This is a genomic window from Microvirga medicaginis (genome assembly GCF_052658925.1).
The window spans coordinates 1-14,939 of sequence record NZ_JBQWEL010000017.1; the positions used below are offsets into that span (position 1 = coordinate 1).

Below are 14,939 nucleotides of genomic sequence, written 5' to 3' on the forward strand. Positions count from 1 at the left end.
CTCTCATGCGCCTGGCGCAGCGACTTTTCGTTGTGTTTCAGGGCCGTGATGTCGGCGCCGACGGTCAGAACCCAGCCGTTCGGCAGGATCGTGTGGTCCATCCAGAACCAGCGGCCATCGAGGAAGTCGGTCTCGAAGGACTTGCGGGGCACGCTTCGGCGCCGCGGCAGGGTTCGGGCGATGAGGGCCTCGACATCATTGTCATCGATCCTCACGCCAATGCCGTGCTTAGCCCCGTATCTCAGGATTTCTGTAAACGTGAAAGGCCCTTCATAGCCTTGCAGAAAGATGTCTTGATAGGTCCTGTTGGCATACCGAAGATTGTCTCCAGCATCGTAGATGGAGACCGCCTGCCCGCTTTCGGTCAGGGCTGCAACGAGGGACTGGAGGGTCTCGTCATCAAGATTGAGAGGGAACTGCATCATCACAAGCTAAAGCAGAATCAGAGGAAGTTGTAGGCGCGAAAGGAACGCATAATGTAAACGATTACATCCCCCAGGACGAGCCTTCCTCTAAGCTGAGACAGGCGAGGCTTCCGGTTTCAGCCGATTTTGCTTCGGACTGAATTATTTGGGAGTGATGCAGCAACGGGCCATCTCCCGGCAGGGTCTGGAACGGCACCATCCCGCTCAGGACCGAAGCTGCTCGAGACCCCTGGCGGCAAGGATCGCCCGCGCCTGCATCGTCAGAAGGTTTAGCAGGCGCTCAATGGACGCGCCGTGGTCAGCGACCATGCCCACCCCTTGCAAGCAGATTGAACGGCTTGCTGCATGACGCGGCACGAAGTTCATTTCCATCTCTTCAGCTCCGGCCAAGATTCGCGACAGAGGCCCGTGCCATCCCCGAAGTGGCAAGCATCGATGCCAGGCCATTCGCGGGCCTCGGTCGGCTGAAGAGATAGCCCTGGAACTGATCGCAGGCGAGCCCGCGTAATATGTCGGCCTGCCGCTTGGTCTCGATCCCCTCGGCCGTCACCTTCATGCCCAGCTGGTGGGCGAGCGTGATGATGGTGTTCAGAATCTGACGGGCCCTGTGCTCGTCCTTGTCGAGCGCGCTCACGAAGGATCGGTCGATTTTGAGCTTGTTGAAGCCGAACTGCCACAAGTAGGCGAGGCTCGAATAGCCCGTGCCGAAATCGTCCATGGCCACGGAGACACCAAGCGCCTTGAGAGAGCTGAGTTGCTCGGCAGTGCTCTCGGTGTTCTCCATCAGCATGGTCTCGGTGACCTCCAGCTCAAGCCGATGCGGTGCCAGGCCGCTCTCCTTGAGCGCGCTGCCGACGGTCGAGACCAGCGTCTGGTCGAAAAACTGACGGACCGACAGGTTGACCGAAACGAATGTGTCCGAAGGCCAGGTCGCGGCGGTCCGGGTGGCTTCCATGATCACCCAGCTGCCAATCGTTGCGATCAGCCCCATGGACTCGGCAATCGGGACGAACGTGGCCGGAGGAACATAGGTGCCCTGGCGGTCCCTGAGCCGCAGCAGGGCCTCAAAGCCGATGCAGCTCTCGTCATCGGCAGCGAGCAATGGCTGATAGTGAAGTTCGAAGCTCTGGTTCGCCGTGGCATGCTGCACCAAATCCTCAAGCTCGCGCCGCTTGCGCATGCGGTCATCGAGCTCCCTCGAGAACAGGCGCACCATGTTCTTGCCGTCGATCTTGGATTCGTAAAGAGCGACCTCCGCGCGACGCAGCGCCTCCTCGACCGTGACCCCTTCATCCACCATCACGGAGATACCTGCGCTGACGTGGGCGGCAATGGTATTGCCGCCCACAGAGATCGGCTCGTCGATGGTCGTGACGATCGCCTTTACATCGGACTCAATTTCGGCGACCTCGTCCCGGGTCAGCGCGATCACGAACTCGTCCCCGCCGGCGCGCGCGACAATGTCTTCGCTGCCGCAGAAACGGCTGATGCCGCGCGCAACGTGCCTGAGGAACTCGTCCCCTGCCCCATGCCCGAAGCTTTCGTTGATGAGCTTGAAGTCGTCGACATCGAGAAAGACAACCGCCAACTCCTTATCCGGCATCCGATCGGCTAACCTGGCCTGGAGCATTTCCGAGAACCGCGTGCGGTTAAGCAGGCCCGTCATGGGATCGTGGCTGGCGAGAAATTCTGCCCGGTAGCGAACTTCACGCGCCTGTCTCGTCCGGATCAGAAAGGCCACGCTCGGAACCCCGAAGGAGAAGGCGAAACCTACACCTAGCGCAACAGCCAGTGCCCCCAAGGAATGGTGGAAGAACGCTTCTGTTCTCGTCTCGTCGACATAGGTCTCGGCAATGGCGCGCAAATTGCCCTCGCGATCGAGCACCGGAACATACGCTTCGGCATAGAGCGATGGCATGTTGCGCTCGCGGGTACCATCGTTGATGGAAACCAGCGGCTGTTTGCTGGCGATCACCTCCATCACTTCATCGTCGATATGGTCTTGCTGTTCCTGGTTCGAAAATGTTTGGAGGTCGGACTGGAGGACGGCATTGCCTTTGGCGCCATAGAGCTTGAAGCGGAACACGTTGCCAACCATCGCGGTCGACACCACCGCTCTCTGACGTTCCGTGAGCTGGCCGCTGCGGACCAGCTCGTCGAATTCCGGGATTGCCGCGACAAAGTATTTTGCCCAGTCCTCCGCCCGGGCGCGTGCATCGACAGAGACGGCCCGATCAATGGCGAGATCCACGGCGAACACTACCAATCCACCCAGAGCGGCCGTACTCAGCAACGCAGCCGCGATATACTTCCGCAAATCAAATGCGGTAGTGCCAGTGGACATGAAGCTTTCCCCCTTGCAGCAGCTTCCAGCGGTCCATGGCACTCCTTAATTTGCAGTTAATGATCTTCACGGTAGCCGGGCGACTGTCGAATTCATGGATTACGAAGGGCCGCAACGGGTCGAGTCGTATGTAAGCGTGATCACCTGAATGCCGATGATGGCCGCTGTTGTGCGTGTGCTGAAACCAACCCCATGGCCCGGCTTCGCGACAACAGCGGCAGCCCAGAGTCGAGCGCTATTCCCGGCGTGTCGCGGCTCGGCCGTGAGCTCTCAGTAGGAGAATTCTTATGGGCCGTCGCCTTCTCCTTCTTGGTGGCCTCGCTGCCGCCATCGTGACCGCCCCTGCCCTGGCGCAAACCACCGGCCAAGCGGGCGTGAACATGCAAAGCTCCGTGTCGATGGACGCCAGTGCCCGTGACATGATGCCAAAGCTGCAGAACCAGCAGGCCCACGACGAAGTCGACAAAGCCTATCTAGAGGCCCAGCTTCAAGGGCACCGACCTGCTCCAGGTGCAGGAGCGCTATTTGCAATCGAACTCGCAGAACCGCGAGCATATCGCCATGCTGGAAGCCATGCAGAAGACGATCCGGTAACAGCTCTGGCTGACGCGCAAGAAATGGCCCGCTCCACATGTCGCGGAGCGGGCTAGTTGCAGGAGCGTCTCGGGAGGAATTTTCTCTAAACTTTACGCGATACTTCTTGTTGCAGGGGTGCGGCGTTCCACCTCAACCCTCACGCGCCGCTCCCCCTCCTCCGGCAAGCTCCTGAACTCTTCAGCGCACCAGTCGTTCTTGTCCTGCCCACATGAGAAGAAGGATTGGGTTTGTGACGGAGCGGAAAAGGGACTACGGGCATGATAGCCCGAGCACTGGAACACTCCGGCCTGGAGACTTTGCGTCTGTATTGGAACGCAACATCCATGTGCTTCGCGACAAGCGACAGGCAGAGGAAGATCGGGCCGGCCTCCAGGATCGTATTGCCGATACCATTACGCGCTTCAGCGGCAGCATGCTCTTCGTCTATCTGCATCTGGCACTGGTTGGAGCATGGACCGCCATCAATGTGGGGCTTGTCCCCGGCATCGCGCCCTTCGATCCGAGTTTCGTCATCCTGGCGACGGTCGCCTCTGTGGAAGCCATCTTTCTCTCCACCTTCGTTCTCATCAGCCAGAACCGTGCCGCGGCCGAAGCCGATCGAAGGGCCGAGCTCGATCTTCAGACCAATCTCCTGTCGGAACACGAGATCACGCGGCTTCTGTCGCTCACGATCGCCATTGCCGAACGCCTCGGCATCGAGGAAGCCTCCGATCCCAGCCTGAAGGAGCTGGAAAAGCACGTCGCGCCCGAGAAGGTGCTCGACAGGCTTGCAGAGGATGAAAAGGAAAACGAGATCTGAAGTTCGCCCCTACGGCCGCGTGATCCGGGGCAGGGAGAAGGAATGGTGGGCGGTGAGGGGATCGAACCCCCGACCTGCGGTGTGTAAAACCGATGCTCTACCAGCTGAGCTAACCGCCCTTTTGCGATGCCTTCGGCAATCTGTCTCCGAAGGAGCATGCGTCTTATCAGAAGCTGCGGATGTTTCCAGCCCTGATGCGTCCCTGACATAAAAAGAGAAGGCCAACAACGCAAGCGTGTTGGCCTTCCTAAAAGCGAATGCGGCTTTAAAAGCGCTTACTTCGCGTTGACGGCGTCCTTGAGGCCCGCGCCGGCGCGGAACTTCGGAGCCTTGGAGGCCGGAACGGGCACCTTCTCGCCGGTGCGCGGGTTACGGGCCTCACCGGCAGCGCGGTTGGTCACCAGGAACGTGCCGAAACCGACGATCTTCACCTCGTCGCCCTTCTTCAGGGCGCCGGTGATCGCCTCGATGGCGGCGTCGATCGCCTCACCAGCCTGGCCACGAGAAAGACCGACCTTGTCGGCGACGGCAGCAACGAGCTCGCCTTTGTTCATTTTGTATCCTCCAGTGATCACGGCGATCGTGAAGTTATGTATCACCGTTTCAGGGAGCATTCGTGTGGCCTAAAGCTTGCCCTGAAGCAACCCCCAAAGCGCCGCAAATGGGCCATTTTATGCCGTTTCGCACGAAAAAAGCCCCCGGATTTCTCATCCGGGGGCCTGTTTGCGCATAACGCAAGGTCAATCAGTTAGTGAGCGACCACTCCGGCCCCATCGTCCTCGACGGCGGGCTTGGGGCCCTTGAGAACCGAAGCCTCGTCCCACTCGATCGGTTCAGGCATGCGCACGAGGGCATGCTGAAGCACCTGATCCATGGTGGAGACCGGGACGATCTCCATGCCGTTCTTCACGCTCGCCGGGATGTCGACCAGATCCTTGGCATTCTCCTCGGGGATCAAGACCTTCTTGATGCCGCCGCGAAGGGCTGCCAGGAGCTTTTCCTTCAATCCGCCGATGGGCAGCACCCTGCCCCGCAGCGTGACCTCGCCGGTCATGGCGATATCACGGCGAACCGGGATACCGGTGACGACGGAGACGATGGCGGTCGCCATCGCGATACCGGCGGACGGGCCATCCTTCGGCGTTGCGCCTTCCGGCACGTGCACGTGGATGTCGCGACGGTCGAACAGCGGCGGCTCCACGCCAAACGCAACCGCACGGGAGCGGACGTAAGACGCCGCAGCCGAGATCGATTCCTTCATGACGTCCCGCAAGTTGCCCGTGACGGTCATCTTGCCCTTGCCCGGCATGCCGATGCCTTCGATGGTGAGCAGCTCGCCCCCCACCTCGGTCCAGGCAAGACCGGTAACCGTCCCGACCGAATCCTCCGTCTCGGCCTCGCCGTAGCGGAAGCGCGGGGGACCAAGGAAGTCCGGCAGATTGGCCGTGGTGACCTCGACGGACGGCACCTTGGAGAGAAGGATCTCCTTCACCGCCTTGCGGACGAGATTGTTGATCTCGCGCTCGAGATTACGCACGCCCGCCTCGCGGGTGTAGCGGCGGATCAACATGAGCAGAGCGTCGTCGTCGATCTTCCACTCCTTCTCCTGCAGGCCATGCTTCTGCGTGGACGACGGGATCAGGTGCGTGCGGGCGATCTCGGCCTTCTCTTCCTCAGTGTAACCCGCGATGCGGATCACCTCCATGCGGTCGAGAAGCGGGCCGGGAATGTTGAGCGTGTTGGCCGTCGTCACGAACATCACGCTGGAGAGATCGTAATCGACCTCCAGGTAATGATCGTTGAACGAGTTGTTCTGCTCAGGGTCGAGAACCTCCAGCAGAGCCGCCGACGGGTCGCCGCGGAAGTCCATGCCCATCTTGTCGATCTCGTCGAGCAGGATGAGCGGATTGGAGGTCTTGGCCTTGCGCATCGACTGGATGATCTTGCCGGGCATCGAGCCGATATAGGTCCGGCGGTGACCGCGGATCTCCGACTCGTCACGGACGCCGCCAAGCGACATGCGCACGAACTCGCGACCCGTGGCCTTGGCGATCGACTTGCCGAGCGAGGTCTTACCTACGCCGGGAGGACCGACGAGGCAGAGAATCGGGCCCGTGAGCTTGTTGGCGCGCTGCTGCACGGCCAGGTACTCGACGATGCGCTCCTTGACCTTATCGAGACCGTAGTGATCGGAATCGAGAATGTCCTGGGCGGCCTTCAGGTCCTTCTTCATCTTCGAGCGGCGGTTCCACGGAATACCGAGCAGCCAGTCGAGATAATTGCGCACGACGGTCGCTTCCGCGGACATGGGCGACATCTGGCGGAGCTTCTTCAGCTCGCCCAGCGCCTTTTCGCGGGCTTCCTTCGTGAACTTGGTCTTTTCGATCTTCTCTTCGAGCTCGGCCAGCTCGTCGCGACCTTCGTCGTCGCCGAGTTCCTTCTGGATCGCCTTCATCTGCTCGTTGAGATAGTACTCGCGCTGCGTCTTCTCCATCTGACGCTTCACACGCGTCCGAATACGCTTCTCGACCTGCAGGACGGAGATTTCGCTCTCCATCATGCCGAGCACCTTCTCGAGGCGCTGCGCAACGGTCGGCGTCTCCAGGATCGCCTGCTTGTCGCCGATCTTGATGGCGAGATGCGAAGCAATCGTATCGGCGAGCTTTGCAGGCTCGTCGATCTGGGTCACGGCGGAGACAACCTCCGGCGACACCTTCTTGTTGAGCTTCACATAATTCTCGAACTCTGCCACCACCGAGCGAGCGAGAGCCTCGGCCTCGATCTGGTCGCCGAGGGAGTCCGGAAGCACTTCGGCTTCGGCCTCGTAATATTCATCGGTGCGGACATAGGTCTTCACCTGCGCGCGGCTCGCACCCTCGACCAGCACCTTCACCGTGCCGTCGGGCAGCTTGAGGAGCTGGAGCACGTTGGCAAGCGTACCGACCTTGTAGATCGCGTCCGTAGCGGGATCATCATCCGTCGCATCGATCTGCGTCGCGAGCAGGATGTGACGATCGCTCTTGACCACTTCCTCAAGCGCACGAATGGACTTCTCGCGACCGACGAAGAGCGGGACGATCATGTGCGGGAAGACGACAATGTCGCGAAGAGGCAGAACCGCATAGGTTCCGGTCGAGCCCGGGACAACAGGCTGACGTGGCTTCGACTGTGTCATGAGACAACATCCTTATGTATGCGTCCGGAGGGCCCCTTGAATAAGCTGGTTCCCGGACGGGATACCGGAATGCTCAGGCTTTTTTTATGGGCTGCATCCGGTACGTGGCGCCGTCCCTCGGGGGATGAGCTGACAGCCACCACGCAAGTAAGTATGTGGCGTTGCGGGATACGCGTTTCAAGAACCGTGTCCGCAACGTCCTTCATCATGAAGGGAGCCCCCTGAACCCTTTAAGCGCTGGCGCTCGCAGTCTGCTCGCTGCGGTCGCCATGAATGAAGAGCGGCTTGGCCTTACCCTCCACCACCTCGGGGCCGATCACCACCTGCTCGACGGAATCGAGGCCAGGCAGGTCGTACATGGTCTCCAGCAGGATGCCCTCCATGATGGAGCGCAGGCCGCGGGCACCCGTCTTCCGCTCGATCGCCTTGCGGGCGATGAGGGTCAGGGCCTCCTCCTGGAAGGTCAGGGTCACGTTCTCCATCTCGAACAGGCGCTGGTACTGCTTCACCAGGGCGTTCTTCGGCTCCTGCAGGATCTTCTTCAGGGCTTCCTCATCGAGGTCCTCCAGCGTCGCCAGGACGGGCAGACGGCCGACGAACTCGGGGATGAGGCCGAACTTCAGGAGATCCTCGGGCTCCACCTCGCGGAAGATCTCGCCCGTGCGGCGGTCATCCGGCGAGCTCACCGTGGCGCCGAAGCCGATGGAGGTGCCCTTGCCGCGGCCGGCAATGATCCGCTCGAGACCGGCGAAGGCACCGCCGCAGATGAACAGGATGTTGGTCGTGTCCACCTGCAGGAATTCCTGCTGCGGGTGCTTGCGGCCGCCCTGCGGAGGCACGGAGGCAACGGTGCCTTCCATGATCTTCAGGAGAGCCTGCTGCACGCCCTCGCCCGACACGTCGCGGGTGATCGACGGGTTGTCGGACTTGCGGGAGATCTTGTCGATTTCGTCGATATAGACGATGCCGCGCTGCGCCCGCTCGACATTATAGTCGGAGGCCTGGAGCAGCTTCAGAATGATGTTCTCGACATCCTCACCCACGTAACCGGCTTCGGTCAGCGTCGTGGCGTCGGCCATGGTGAAAGGCACGTCCAGGATGCGGGCGAGCGTCTGCGCAAGCAGCGTCTTGCCCGAGCCGGTCGGACCGATCAGCAGGATGTTGGACTTCGCCAGCTCCACGTCGTTGTGCTTCGTCGCGTGGGCCAGGCGCTTGTAATGGTTGTGGACCGCCACCGAGAGCACCTTCTTGGCGTGCTCCTGGCCGATCACGTAGTCATCCAGAACGCGGCTGATTTCCTTCGGGGTGGGCACGCCATCCCGGGACTTCACGAGAGACGATTTCGACTCCTCGCGGATGATGTCCATGCAGAGCTCGACGCATTCATCGCAGATGAAAACCGTCGGGCCAGCGATCAGCTTGCGAACCTCGTGCTGGCTCTTGCCGCAAAAGGAGCAGTACAGCGTGCTCTTGGAGTCGTTGCCGCCAGCCTTGGTCATTATCACATCTCCAATCCGTGCCGGGACGGCCCTGTGCCGACCCCGCACCTCTTAAGTTATGAGCGTCAGAACTAATGAAAGGTTCCGACGCTAACAATTTTCGCAGTCAAATCGCCTCGTCTCCCGAATCCACATGCAATCACGGCCCGGGCGCGCGATCAACAGAAACGGGATTACAGGCCAAAAAGACGCACCTGGGGAGAATTTTTCCCCAGATTTTAAGGATTAGGCCGGTGCTGCCGCTGGCTCGGGACGCTTCTCGATCACCTGATCGATGAGGCCGAACTCACGGGCAGCTTCCGCGGTCATGAAGTTGTCGCGCTCGAGGGCCCGCTCGATTTCTTCGTAGTTGCGGCCGGTATGGCCCACGTAGATCTCGTTGAGGCGCCGCTTGAGGGCTTCGCTCTCGCGGGCATGAATCATGATGTCCGTGACTTGCCCCTGGTAACCGCCGGAGGGCTGGTGAACCATGATTCGAGCATTCGGGAGCGCAAAGCGCATGCCCTTTTCGCCTGCGGTCAGGAGAAGCGAACCCATCGAGGCCGCCTGACCGACGCACAGCGTCGAAACCGGGCAACGGATGAACTGCATGGTGTCGTAGATCGACAGGCCGGAGGTCACGACGCCGCCGGGCGAATTGATATAGAAGGAAATCTCCTTCTTCGGGTTCTCGGCCTCAAGGAAGAGAAGCTGCGCCACGATGAGCGAAGCCGAATAGTCTTCGACCGGACCCGTCAGGAAGATAATCCGTTCGCGCAGGAGGCGCGAATAGATGTCGAAGGCGCGCTCGCCGCGGTTCGACTGCTCGACCACCATGGGAACGAGCGTGTTGTTATAGAGCGCTACCGGATCTCTCATGTCTCACTGCTCCAAAGCGGCCGCGCAGAACGCGCGGCCGTCTGATTGATGCAAGCTGCGAGACGCTCGAGATGAAGCGTTACTCGCCCTTGCTGGCTTTCTTACCGCCCTTACCCGTCGGCTTGGAATCGGTCTCGGCGTCATCGTCGCTGAAGAGAGCGTCCTTGGAAACCTTCTCTTCATTCACCTTCACCTGGGAGAGGATCTGGTCGACAACTTTCTCCTCGAACAGAGGAGCCCGGATTTCAGCTAGAGCCTGCGGGTTCTTTTGGTAGAACTCCCAGACCTGCCGCTCCTGGCCGGGATACTGGCGGACCCGCTCGATGAGGGCCTGAGTCACCTCATCGTCGGAAATCTTGATATCGGACTTCTCACCGATCTGCGCAAGGACCAAGCCGAGGCGAACGCGGCGCTCGGCGATCTTGCGATAGTCAGCCTTGGCCTCTTCCTCGGTGGTGTCCTCGTCAGCGAAGGTGCGGCCGTTCGACTTCATGTCGGCTTCGACCTGCGACCACACGGCAGCGAACTCCTGCTCGACCAGGCTCGGGGGCAGTTCGAAGCTGTACTTGGCATCGAGAGCGTCGAGGAGCTCCTTCTTCACCTTGCGGCGGGACTGAGTGTCGAAGTCGCGCTGGATGGCGTCACGGATGGCTTCTTTAAGCTTGTCCAGGGACTCCATGCCGAAGCCCTTGGCCATCTCGTCGTCGATCTTCAGCTCGCCGGGAGCCTCGACCTCCTTCACGGTCACGTCGAACTCGGCGTCCTTTCCGGCCAGGTGCGCGGCCAGATAGTTCTCCGGGAACTTGACCTTCACGAGCTTGGTGTCGCCGGCCTTCAGGCCGATGAGCTGTTCCTCGAAGCCCGGGATGAAGGTGTTGGAGCCCAGCTCCACACGGACGTCCTGGCCCTTGCCGCCCTCGAACTCGGCACCGTCGATACGGCCGACGAAGTCGACGACGACGCGGTCGCCATCGGCCGAGGCGCCGTCCTTCTTCTCGAAGGTGCGGTTCTGCTTGGCCATGCGCTCGAGCGACTCGTTGATTTCCGCATCGGAAACCTCAGCCACCGGCTTCTTCACGCTCACGTCCGACAGATCGGCCAGCTCGAACTCGGGGAGAACCTCGAGAGCCACGGTGAAAGCCAGATCGCCCTTGGCGTCCATGGCCTTCTCGATCGTCTCCTTGTCCTCGGGGAACTGGATCTGGGGCTCGTGGGCGAGCTTCAGGCCGTTATCCTCGACGATCTTGCGGTTGGCCTCGTTGACGGCGTTCTGGAGAACGTCGGACATCACGGAACGGCCATAGACCTTACGCAGGTGAGCAACCGGCACCTTGCCGGGGCGGAAGCCGTTGATCCGCACGCGATCCTTGATGTTGTCCAGCTCGCTGTTCAGGCGCTGCTCCAACTCGGTGGCCGGGAGCACGACCTTGAACTCTCGCTTCAAGCCTTGGGACAGTGTTTCCGTCACCTGCATTGTTCTATTCGCCTTCGTTCACTCGAAAAATTGATGTTAGGCTCCGGCCGACGCGGCAAGAGCGCCGCCAACCAGTTGCCAGGAGCCTCCGGATCCAATCCTGACGATTGGTGCGGGCGGAGGGAGTCGAACCCCCACGACTTGCGTCGCTGGAACCTAAATCCAGTGCGTCTACCAGTTCCGCCACGCCCGCCTGGGAGCAGCACGATACACGCGCCCCTCTTCCGGGACGCGGCTCTATAGCATGCTTGGCGCGCCATGCATCAAAAAAGTTCGTGTGGGCTGAACCGGCAACCGAACTTGGCCTTTTCCGTTCAAGAAGATAACCCCCTACGCCCGATTTCCCTCGTGAGTTCTCCCGATGATCACCCGCCGCACCGCCACCGCAGGCCTTGCCGTCACACTGATTGGCTTGGCGGGACGGACGGAAGCCCAGACAGCCTCCCCGCCGGCTGTGAATAGGCTCAAGGGCAACGGACTTCGGTGGACCGTCACCGCCAAACCCGCTGCTCTGCGCCTGCGCCCAGATGCGGCGAAGGAAGCCGACCTCTGGACTCTCAATGGCGAACTGGCCCCTGTGTTCAGCTTGAAACACGGGGCAGACATGCGGCTTTCTCTGAAGAACGAAACCGCCCTGCCCCTGTCCCTGCATTTTCATGGAGTTCGGGTCCCGAATACCATGGATGGCGTCGGTGCCCTGACCCAAAAGCCCGTCGCCTCAGGCGGGAGCTTCGATTACACCTTCACCCCGCCTGATCCGGGCACCTTCCTGATCCGCCCCTGTATCCTTGGCGGCAGCGCCGAACCAATGGAGCGTGGGCTGTCGGCCCTCCTGATCGTCGAAGAGGCCAATCCTCCCCAGGTCGATCAGGACATCGCTCTGCTTGTGGACGATTGGGCCCTCGCCGAAGACGGCAGCCTTGCGCTCGCCGAGCCGGCTCCTGCGGGGCGTCTTGGCAACTTCCTGTCGCTGAATGGCAAGCCGACCCCGCAGCAGATCAAGGCCCTGCCTGGAGGGCGAATCCGGCTCCGCCTTGCCAATGCCTGCAATGCACGCACCATGCGCCTGCGCTTCGACGGATTGAAGGCGTATGTGATCGCCGTGGACGGGCAGCCCTCCAGCACCTTCGAGCCGTTGAAGTCCGTACTACCTTTTGCCCCTGGCAACCGTTATGATCTTCTGATCGACCTGCCGGTTGAAGCAGGTCAGAGCAGCACGGTGATTGCTCAAATCGGCAACGGGTTCCCGCTCGCTGAAATTCTGACGGAAGGCAGCCCGCGCGCGAGCCAGCCGCCCATCGCCCCGCTGCCGCCCAACGCCAAGCTGCCGGAGGCTATCAAGCTCCAGGATGCCACGCGCAAAGATGTGGTGATCAAGGGCGATCCCAAGACCAATGCTCTCTGGACGGTCAACGGCGCCACAGGCAAGCCCTCGGACGCGCCTCTCGTGAAGGTCAAGCGCGGCACGCCCGTGGTCCTGGCCTTGAAAAACGAGACCGCCTTTCTCCAGTCCATGCACCTGCACGGACATTCATTCCGGCTCCTGCACCCCCTGGATGATGGCTGGGAGCCCTATTGGCTGGATACGGTCCAGATCCCCGAGAACAAGACGATCCGCATTGCCTTCGTGGCCGACAATCCGGGCAAGTGGCTTTTCGCCTCGACCGTGATGGAGCGGTTCGACACGGGCCTGTGGACCTGGATCGATGTCAGTTAAGGAGCTTGCGGAGAACGCCCGGGATCAACTCGGACAGATCCTCCGCGATCAGCCCCGGCCCGAAGCTCGCGCCCGCCTCGGCATGGATCCAGACGCCTGTACTGGCGGCTTCGAAAGCCGGCAGACCTTGGGCCATGAGCCCGGCGATGATGCCGCACAGCGTATCGCCCGTGCCTGCCGTGCCGAGATAAGGAGTGCCGTTCTCGTTGATCGCGGCCCGGCCATCGGGAGCGGCGATGACCGTATCCGGCCCCTTCAACACCACGACCGCATCCGTGTAGACCGCTGCACGGTGCGCACGCTCGATTTTCGATTCCGGATCAAGGATATCCGGATGACCCTTGAACAGGCGCTTGAACTCGCCGTCGTGAGGCGTCAGCACGGTCGGGGCATAATGGAAAGCCTGATGAAGCTCCGAGGCTAAGCCTTCGAAAGAGGTCAGGGCATCCGCATCGAGCACGAGGCCGCGCCGCGCATGGGCAGCAACGGCCACCATGGCGCGGGTGCCGGAATGCACCCCGAGGGCCGGTCCGAGCGCCAGGGCGTTCAGGCGCACGTCCTGCAGAATATGATGGAGCCCCTCAGGTCCATCGCAGCCCCTGAGCATCACGGCAGTGAGCTGGGCCGCATTCACCCCAAGGGCCTCGGGCGGCGAGGCTACGGTGACGAGGCCTGATCCGATCCGCAAAGCCGCCCGGGCCGCCAGGCGCGCAGCACCGGTTCGGGTCGCACCACCTGAGACCACAAGCGTGTGGCCGCGGTCATATTTATGAGAGGAGAGTTCCGGCCTCGGCAGCTTGTCGAGCCAGAGAGCAGGAGCGTTGGCGAAGAGCTTTCCACCCGATGCGGCAAGCGTCTCGCTGGCAATGCCGATGTCGGCGACCTCCACCTGACCGCTGAAAGCACGTCCCGGCATCAGCAGGTGGCACGGCTTGCGGGCAGCAAAGGTCACCGTGCGCACAGCCCTGACCGCAACGCCCCTCACCTGGCCTGTATCGCCATCGATGCCGGATGGCAGATCGACGGCCAGGATGGGCCTCCCGGATGCGTTCATACGCTCGACGACGGTGCGGGCCGAACCATCGAGGTCACGCGCGAGCCCGGTGCCAAACAGGGCATCAACGATCAGATCCGCTTCCGCGAAGGACAAGTCCTCGGCGGCCTCAACCGGCCCCTTCCAGTCCTTCGCAGCCAGCGCGGCATCGCCCGAGAGCCGATCCGCGTTTCCCAGCAATCCGATGGAGACGCGGTGGCCCTGCTGGGCCAGCAGAGTCGCCACGATGAAGCCATCGCCTCCATTTTGACCAGGGCCGGCAGCGACAACCACCTTCGCCTCTTTCGTGAGCATTTCGGCAGCAGCGTTGGCCACTGCGCCACCGGCGCGCCGCATGAGTTCGATGCCCGGAATGCCCGTTGCGATGGTCGCAGCGTCCGCTTGTTTCATTTCTTGGGGGCGAAGGACGAGTTCAGGAGGCATTTTGGGCCTCAAAATCATTACTCAGGGCCCCTTTGCCGTTGAAATCCGCACATGCACAAACTTTGAGCAGGAAGTGCCTTCGAGAGGTGCAATTCTGCCCGGTTTGAATCGTAGAGACCATGGAAGGTACCCCTGTCCTGGTGCTAAAAGCGGCAAGTCCTGAACCGAAACGGTTATCCGATGAAGAAGATCGAAGCCATCATCAAGCCTTTCAAGCTCGATGAAGTCAAAGAAGCCCTCCAGGAGGTTGGCCTCCAGGGCATCACGGTCATCGAGGCAAAAGGCTTCGGCCGCCAGAAGGGCCATACCGAGCTGTATCGTGGCGCGGAATACGTCGTCGACTTTCTGCCCAAGGTGAAGCTCGAGATCGTCCTCAACGACGACATGGCTGAAAGCGCCATCGAAGCCATCCGCAGGGCGGCCCAGACGGGCCGCATCGGAGACGGAAAAATTTTCGTGTCGACGGTCGAAGAGGCCGTCCGCATCCGTACGGGCGAGACCGGATCCGACGCGATCTAAGCTCCCCTATCACAAGCCAAGGCTTTCAAGCCGAGGACAATCAAGGGCAGAAGAG

Annotated in this window: 13 protein-coding genes and 2 tRNA genes; 4 read left to right on the forward strand and 11 right to left on the reverse strand. The window is 61.3% G+C overall.

Annotated elements, in window-relative coordinates; genetic code table 11:
* The 3 genes from ACUXUR_RS19195 to ACUXUR_RS19205 all read right to left on the reverse strand — a co-directional run.
* Nucleotides 1–425: PAS-domain containing protein (locus ACUXUR_RS19195; protein WP_445503964.1), on the reverse strand; the 425-nt coding region annotated here is incomplete at its 3' end.
* Nucleotides 426–629: 204 nt separating this feature from the next.
* Nucleotides 630–797, reverse strand: a complete 168-nt coding sequence (locus ACUXUR_RS19200) for a hypothetical protein (protein ID WP_445503965.1) — start codon at nucleotides 795–797, stop codon at nucleotides 630–632.
* A 4-nt stretch (nucleotides 798–801) separates the two neighbouring features.
* Nucleotides 802–2,769, reverse strand: coding sequence for a putative bifunctional diguanylate cyclase/phosphodiesterase (locus ACUXUR_RS19205; protein WP_445503966.1), 1,968 nt, complete (start codon nucleotides 2,767–2,769; stop codon nucleotides 802–804).
* Between the two features lie 287 nt (nucleotides 2,770–3,056).
* Between ACUXUR_RS19205 and ACUXUR_RS19210 the strand changes: the two genes are divergently transcribed.
* Both ACUXUR_RS19210 and ACUXUR_RS19215 read left to right on the forward strand, forming a co-directional pair.
* Nucleotides 3,057–3,419 (forward strand): hypothetical protein, encoded by a 363-nt coding sequence (locus ACUXUR_RS19210; protein ID WP_445503967.1) that lies wholly within the window; start codon nucleotides 3,057–3,059, stop codon nucleotides 3,417–3,419.
* 176 nt (nucleotides 3,420–3,595) lie between these two features.
* Nucleotides 3,596–4,165, forward strand: a complete 570-nt coding sequence (locus ACUXUR_RS19215; RefSeq protein WP_445503968.1) for a DUF1003 domain-containing protein — start codon at nucleotides 3,596–3,598, stop codon at nucleotides 4,163–4,165.
* Nucleotides 4,166–4,208: 43 nt separating this feature from the next.
* Here ACUXUR_RS19215 and ACUXUR_RS19220 read toward each other — a convergent pair.
* From ACUXUR_RS19220 to ACUXUR_RS19250, 7 genes are all read right to left on the reverse strand, one after another.
* Nucleotides 4,209–4,284: transfer RNA gene (locus ACUXUR_RS19220), tRNA-Val, on the reverse strand.
* A 156-nt stretch (nucleotides 4,285–4,440) separates the two neighbouring features.
* Complete coding sequence (locus ACUXUR_RS19225; protein ID WP_445503969.1) at nucleotides 4,441–4,719, reverse strand: HU family DNA-binding protein; 279 nt, start codon at nucleotides 4,717–4,719, stop codon at nucleotides 4,441–4,443.
* A 194-nt stretch (nucleotides 4,720–4,913) separates the two neighbouring features.
* Nucleotides 4,914–7,340 carry an endopeptidase La gene (gene lon, locus ACUXUR_RS19230; protein ID WP_445503970.1) on the reverse strand — a complete coding sequence of 809 codons (2,427 nt, stop codon included), beginning with the start codon at nucleotides 7,338–7,340 and terminating at the stop codon, nucleotides 4,914–4,916.
* A gap of 230 nt (nucleotides 7,341–7,570) precedes the next feature.
* Complete coding sequence (gene clpX / locus ACUXUR_RS19235) at nucleotides 7,571–8,839, reverse strand: ATP-dependent Clp protease ATP-binding subunit ClpX (protein WP_445503971.1); 1,269 nt, start codon at nucleotides 8,837–8,839, stop codon at nucleotides 7,571–7,573.
* A 225-nt stretch (nucleotides 8,840–9,064) separates the two neighbouring features.
* Complete coding sequence (locus tag ACUXUR_RS19240; RefSeq protein ID WP_445503972.1) at nucleotides 9,065–9,697, reverse strand: ATP-dependent Clp protease proteolytic subunit; 633 nt, start codon at nucleotides 9,695–9,697, stop codon at nucleotides 9,065–9,067.
* A gap of 79 nt (nucleotides 9,698–9,776) precedes the next feature.
* Complete coding sequence (gene tig / locus ACUXUR_RS19245; RefSeq protein WP_445503973.1) at nucleotides 9,777–11,171, reverse strand: trigger factor; 1,395 nt, start codon at nucleotides 11,169–11,171, stop codon at nucleotides 9,777–9,779.
* A 108-nt stretch (nucleotides 11,172–11,279) separates the two neighbouring features.
* Nucleotides 11,280–11,364, reverse strand: a tRNA-Leu gene (locus ACUXUR_RS19250).
* Nucleotides 11,365–11,532: 168 nt separating this feature from the next.
* Between ACUXUR_RS19250 and ACUXUR_RS19255 the strand changes: the two genes are divergently transcribed.
* Nucleotides 11,533–12,888, forward strand: a complete 1,356-nt coding sequence (locus ACUXUR_RS19255) for a multicopper oxidase family protein (protein WP_445503974.1) — start codon at nucleotides 11,533–11,535, stop codon at nucleotides 12,886–12,888.
* On the opposite strand, the gene ACUXUR_RS19260 is transcribed toward ACUXUR_RS19255, so the two are convergent.
* Nucleotides 12,881–14,365, reverse strand: coding sequence for an NAD(P)H-hydrate dehydratase (locus ACUXUR_RS19260; protein ID WP_445503975.1), 1,485 nt, complete (start codon nucleotides 14,363–14,365; stop codon nucleotides 12,881–12,883). The two genes, ACUXUR_RS19255 and ACUXUR_RS19260, sit on opposite strands and share 8 nt — an antisense overlap.
* A gap of 180 nt (nucleotides 14,366–14,545) precedes the next feature.
* Between ACUXUR_RS19260 and ACUXUR_RS19265 the strand changes: the two genes are divergently transcribed.
* On the forward strand, nucleotides 14,546–14,884 hold the full coding sequence (locus tag ACUXUR_RS19265) for a P-II family nitrogen regulator (protein ID WP_445503976.1): 339 nt from the start codon (nucleotides 14,546–14,548) through the stop codon (nucleotides 14,882–14,884).
* Nucleotides 14,885–14,939 lie beyond the last annotated feature (55 nt).

What these genes read in the sequence shown, in the direction of transcription:
- ACUXUR_RS19200 (WP_445503965.1), bottom strand. Translation starts at nt 797, where the DNA reads ATGGAAATGAACTTCGTGCCGCGTCATGCAGCAAGCCGTTCAATCTGC.
- ACUXUR_RS19205 (WP_445503966.1), bottom strand. Translation starts at nt 2,769, where the DNA reads ATGTCCACTGGCACTACCGCATTTGATTTGCGGAAGTATATCGCGGCT.
- ACUXUR_RS19210 (WP_445503967.1), top strand. Translation starts at nt 3,057, where the DNA reads ATGGGCCGTCGCCTTCTCCTTCTTGGTGGCCTCGCTGCCGCCATCGTG.
- ACUXUR_RS19225 (WP_445503969.1), bottom strand. Translation starts at nt 4,719, where the DNA reads ATGAACAAAGGCGAGCTCGTTGCTGCCGTCGCCGACAAGGTCGGTCTT.
- lon (WP_445503970.1), bottom strand. Translation starts at nt 7,340, where the DNA reads ATGACACAGTCGAAGCCACGTCAGCCTGTTGTCCCGGGCTCGACCGGA.
- clpX (WP_445503971.1), bottom strand. Translation starts at nt 8,839, where the DNA reads ATGACCAAGGCTGGCGGCAACGACTCCAAGAGCACGCTGTACTGCTCC.
- ACUXUR_RS19240 (WP_445503972.1), bottom strand. Translation starts at nt 9,697, where the DNA reads ATGAGAGATCCGGTAGCGCTCTATAACAACACGCTCGTTCCCATGGTG.
- tig (WP_445503973.1), bottom strand. Translation starts at nt 11,171, where the DNA reads ATGCAGGTGACGGAAACACTGTCCCAAGGCTTGAAGCGAGAGTTCAAG.
- ACUXUR_RS19255 (WP_445503974.1), top strand. Translation starts at nt 11,533, where the DNA reads ATGATCACCCGCCGCACCGCCACCGCAGGCCTTGCCGTCACACTGATT.
- ACUXUR_RS19260 (WP_445503975.1), bottom strand. Translation starts at nt 14,365, where the DNA reads ATGCCTCCTGAACTCGTCCTTCGCCCCCAAGAAATGAAACAAGCGGAC.
- ACUXUR_RS19265 (WP_445503976.1), top strand. Translation starts at nt 14,546, where the DNA reads ATGAAGAAGATCGAAGCCATCATCAAGCCTTTCAAGCTCGATGAAGTC.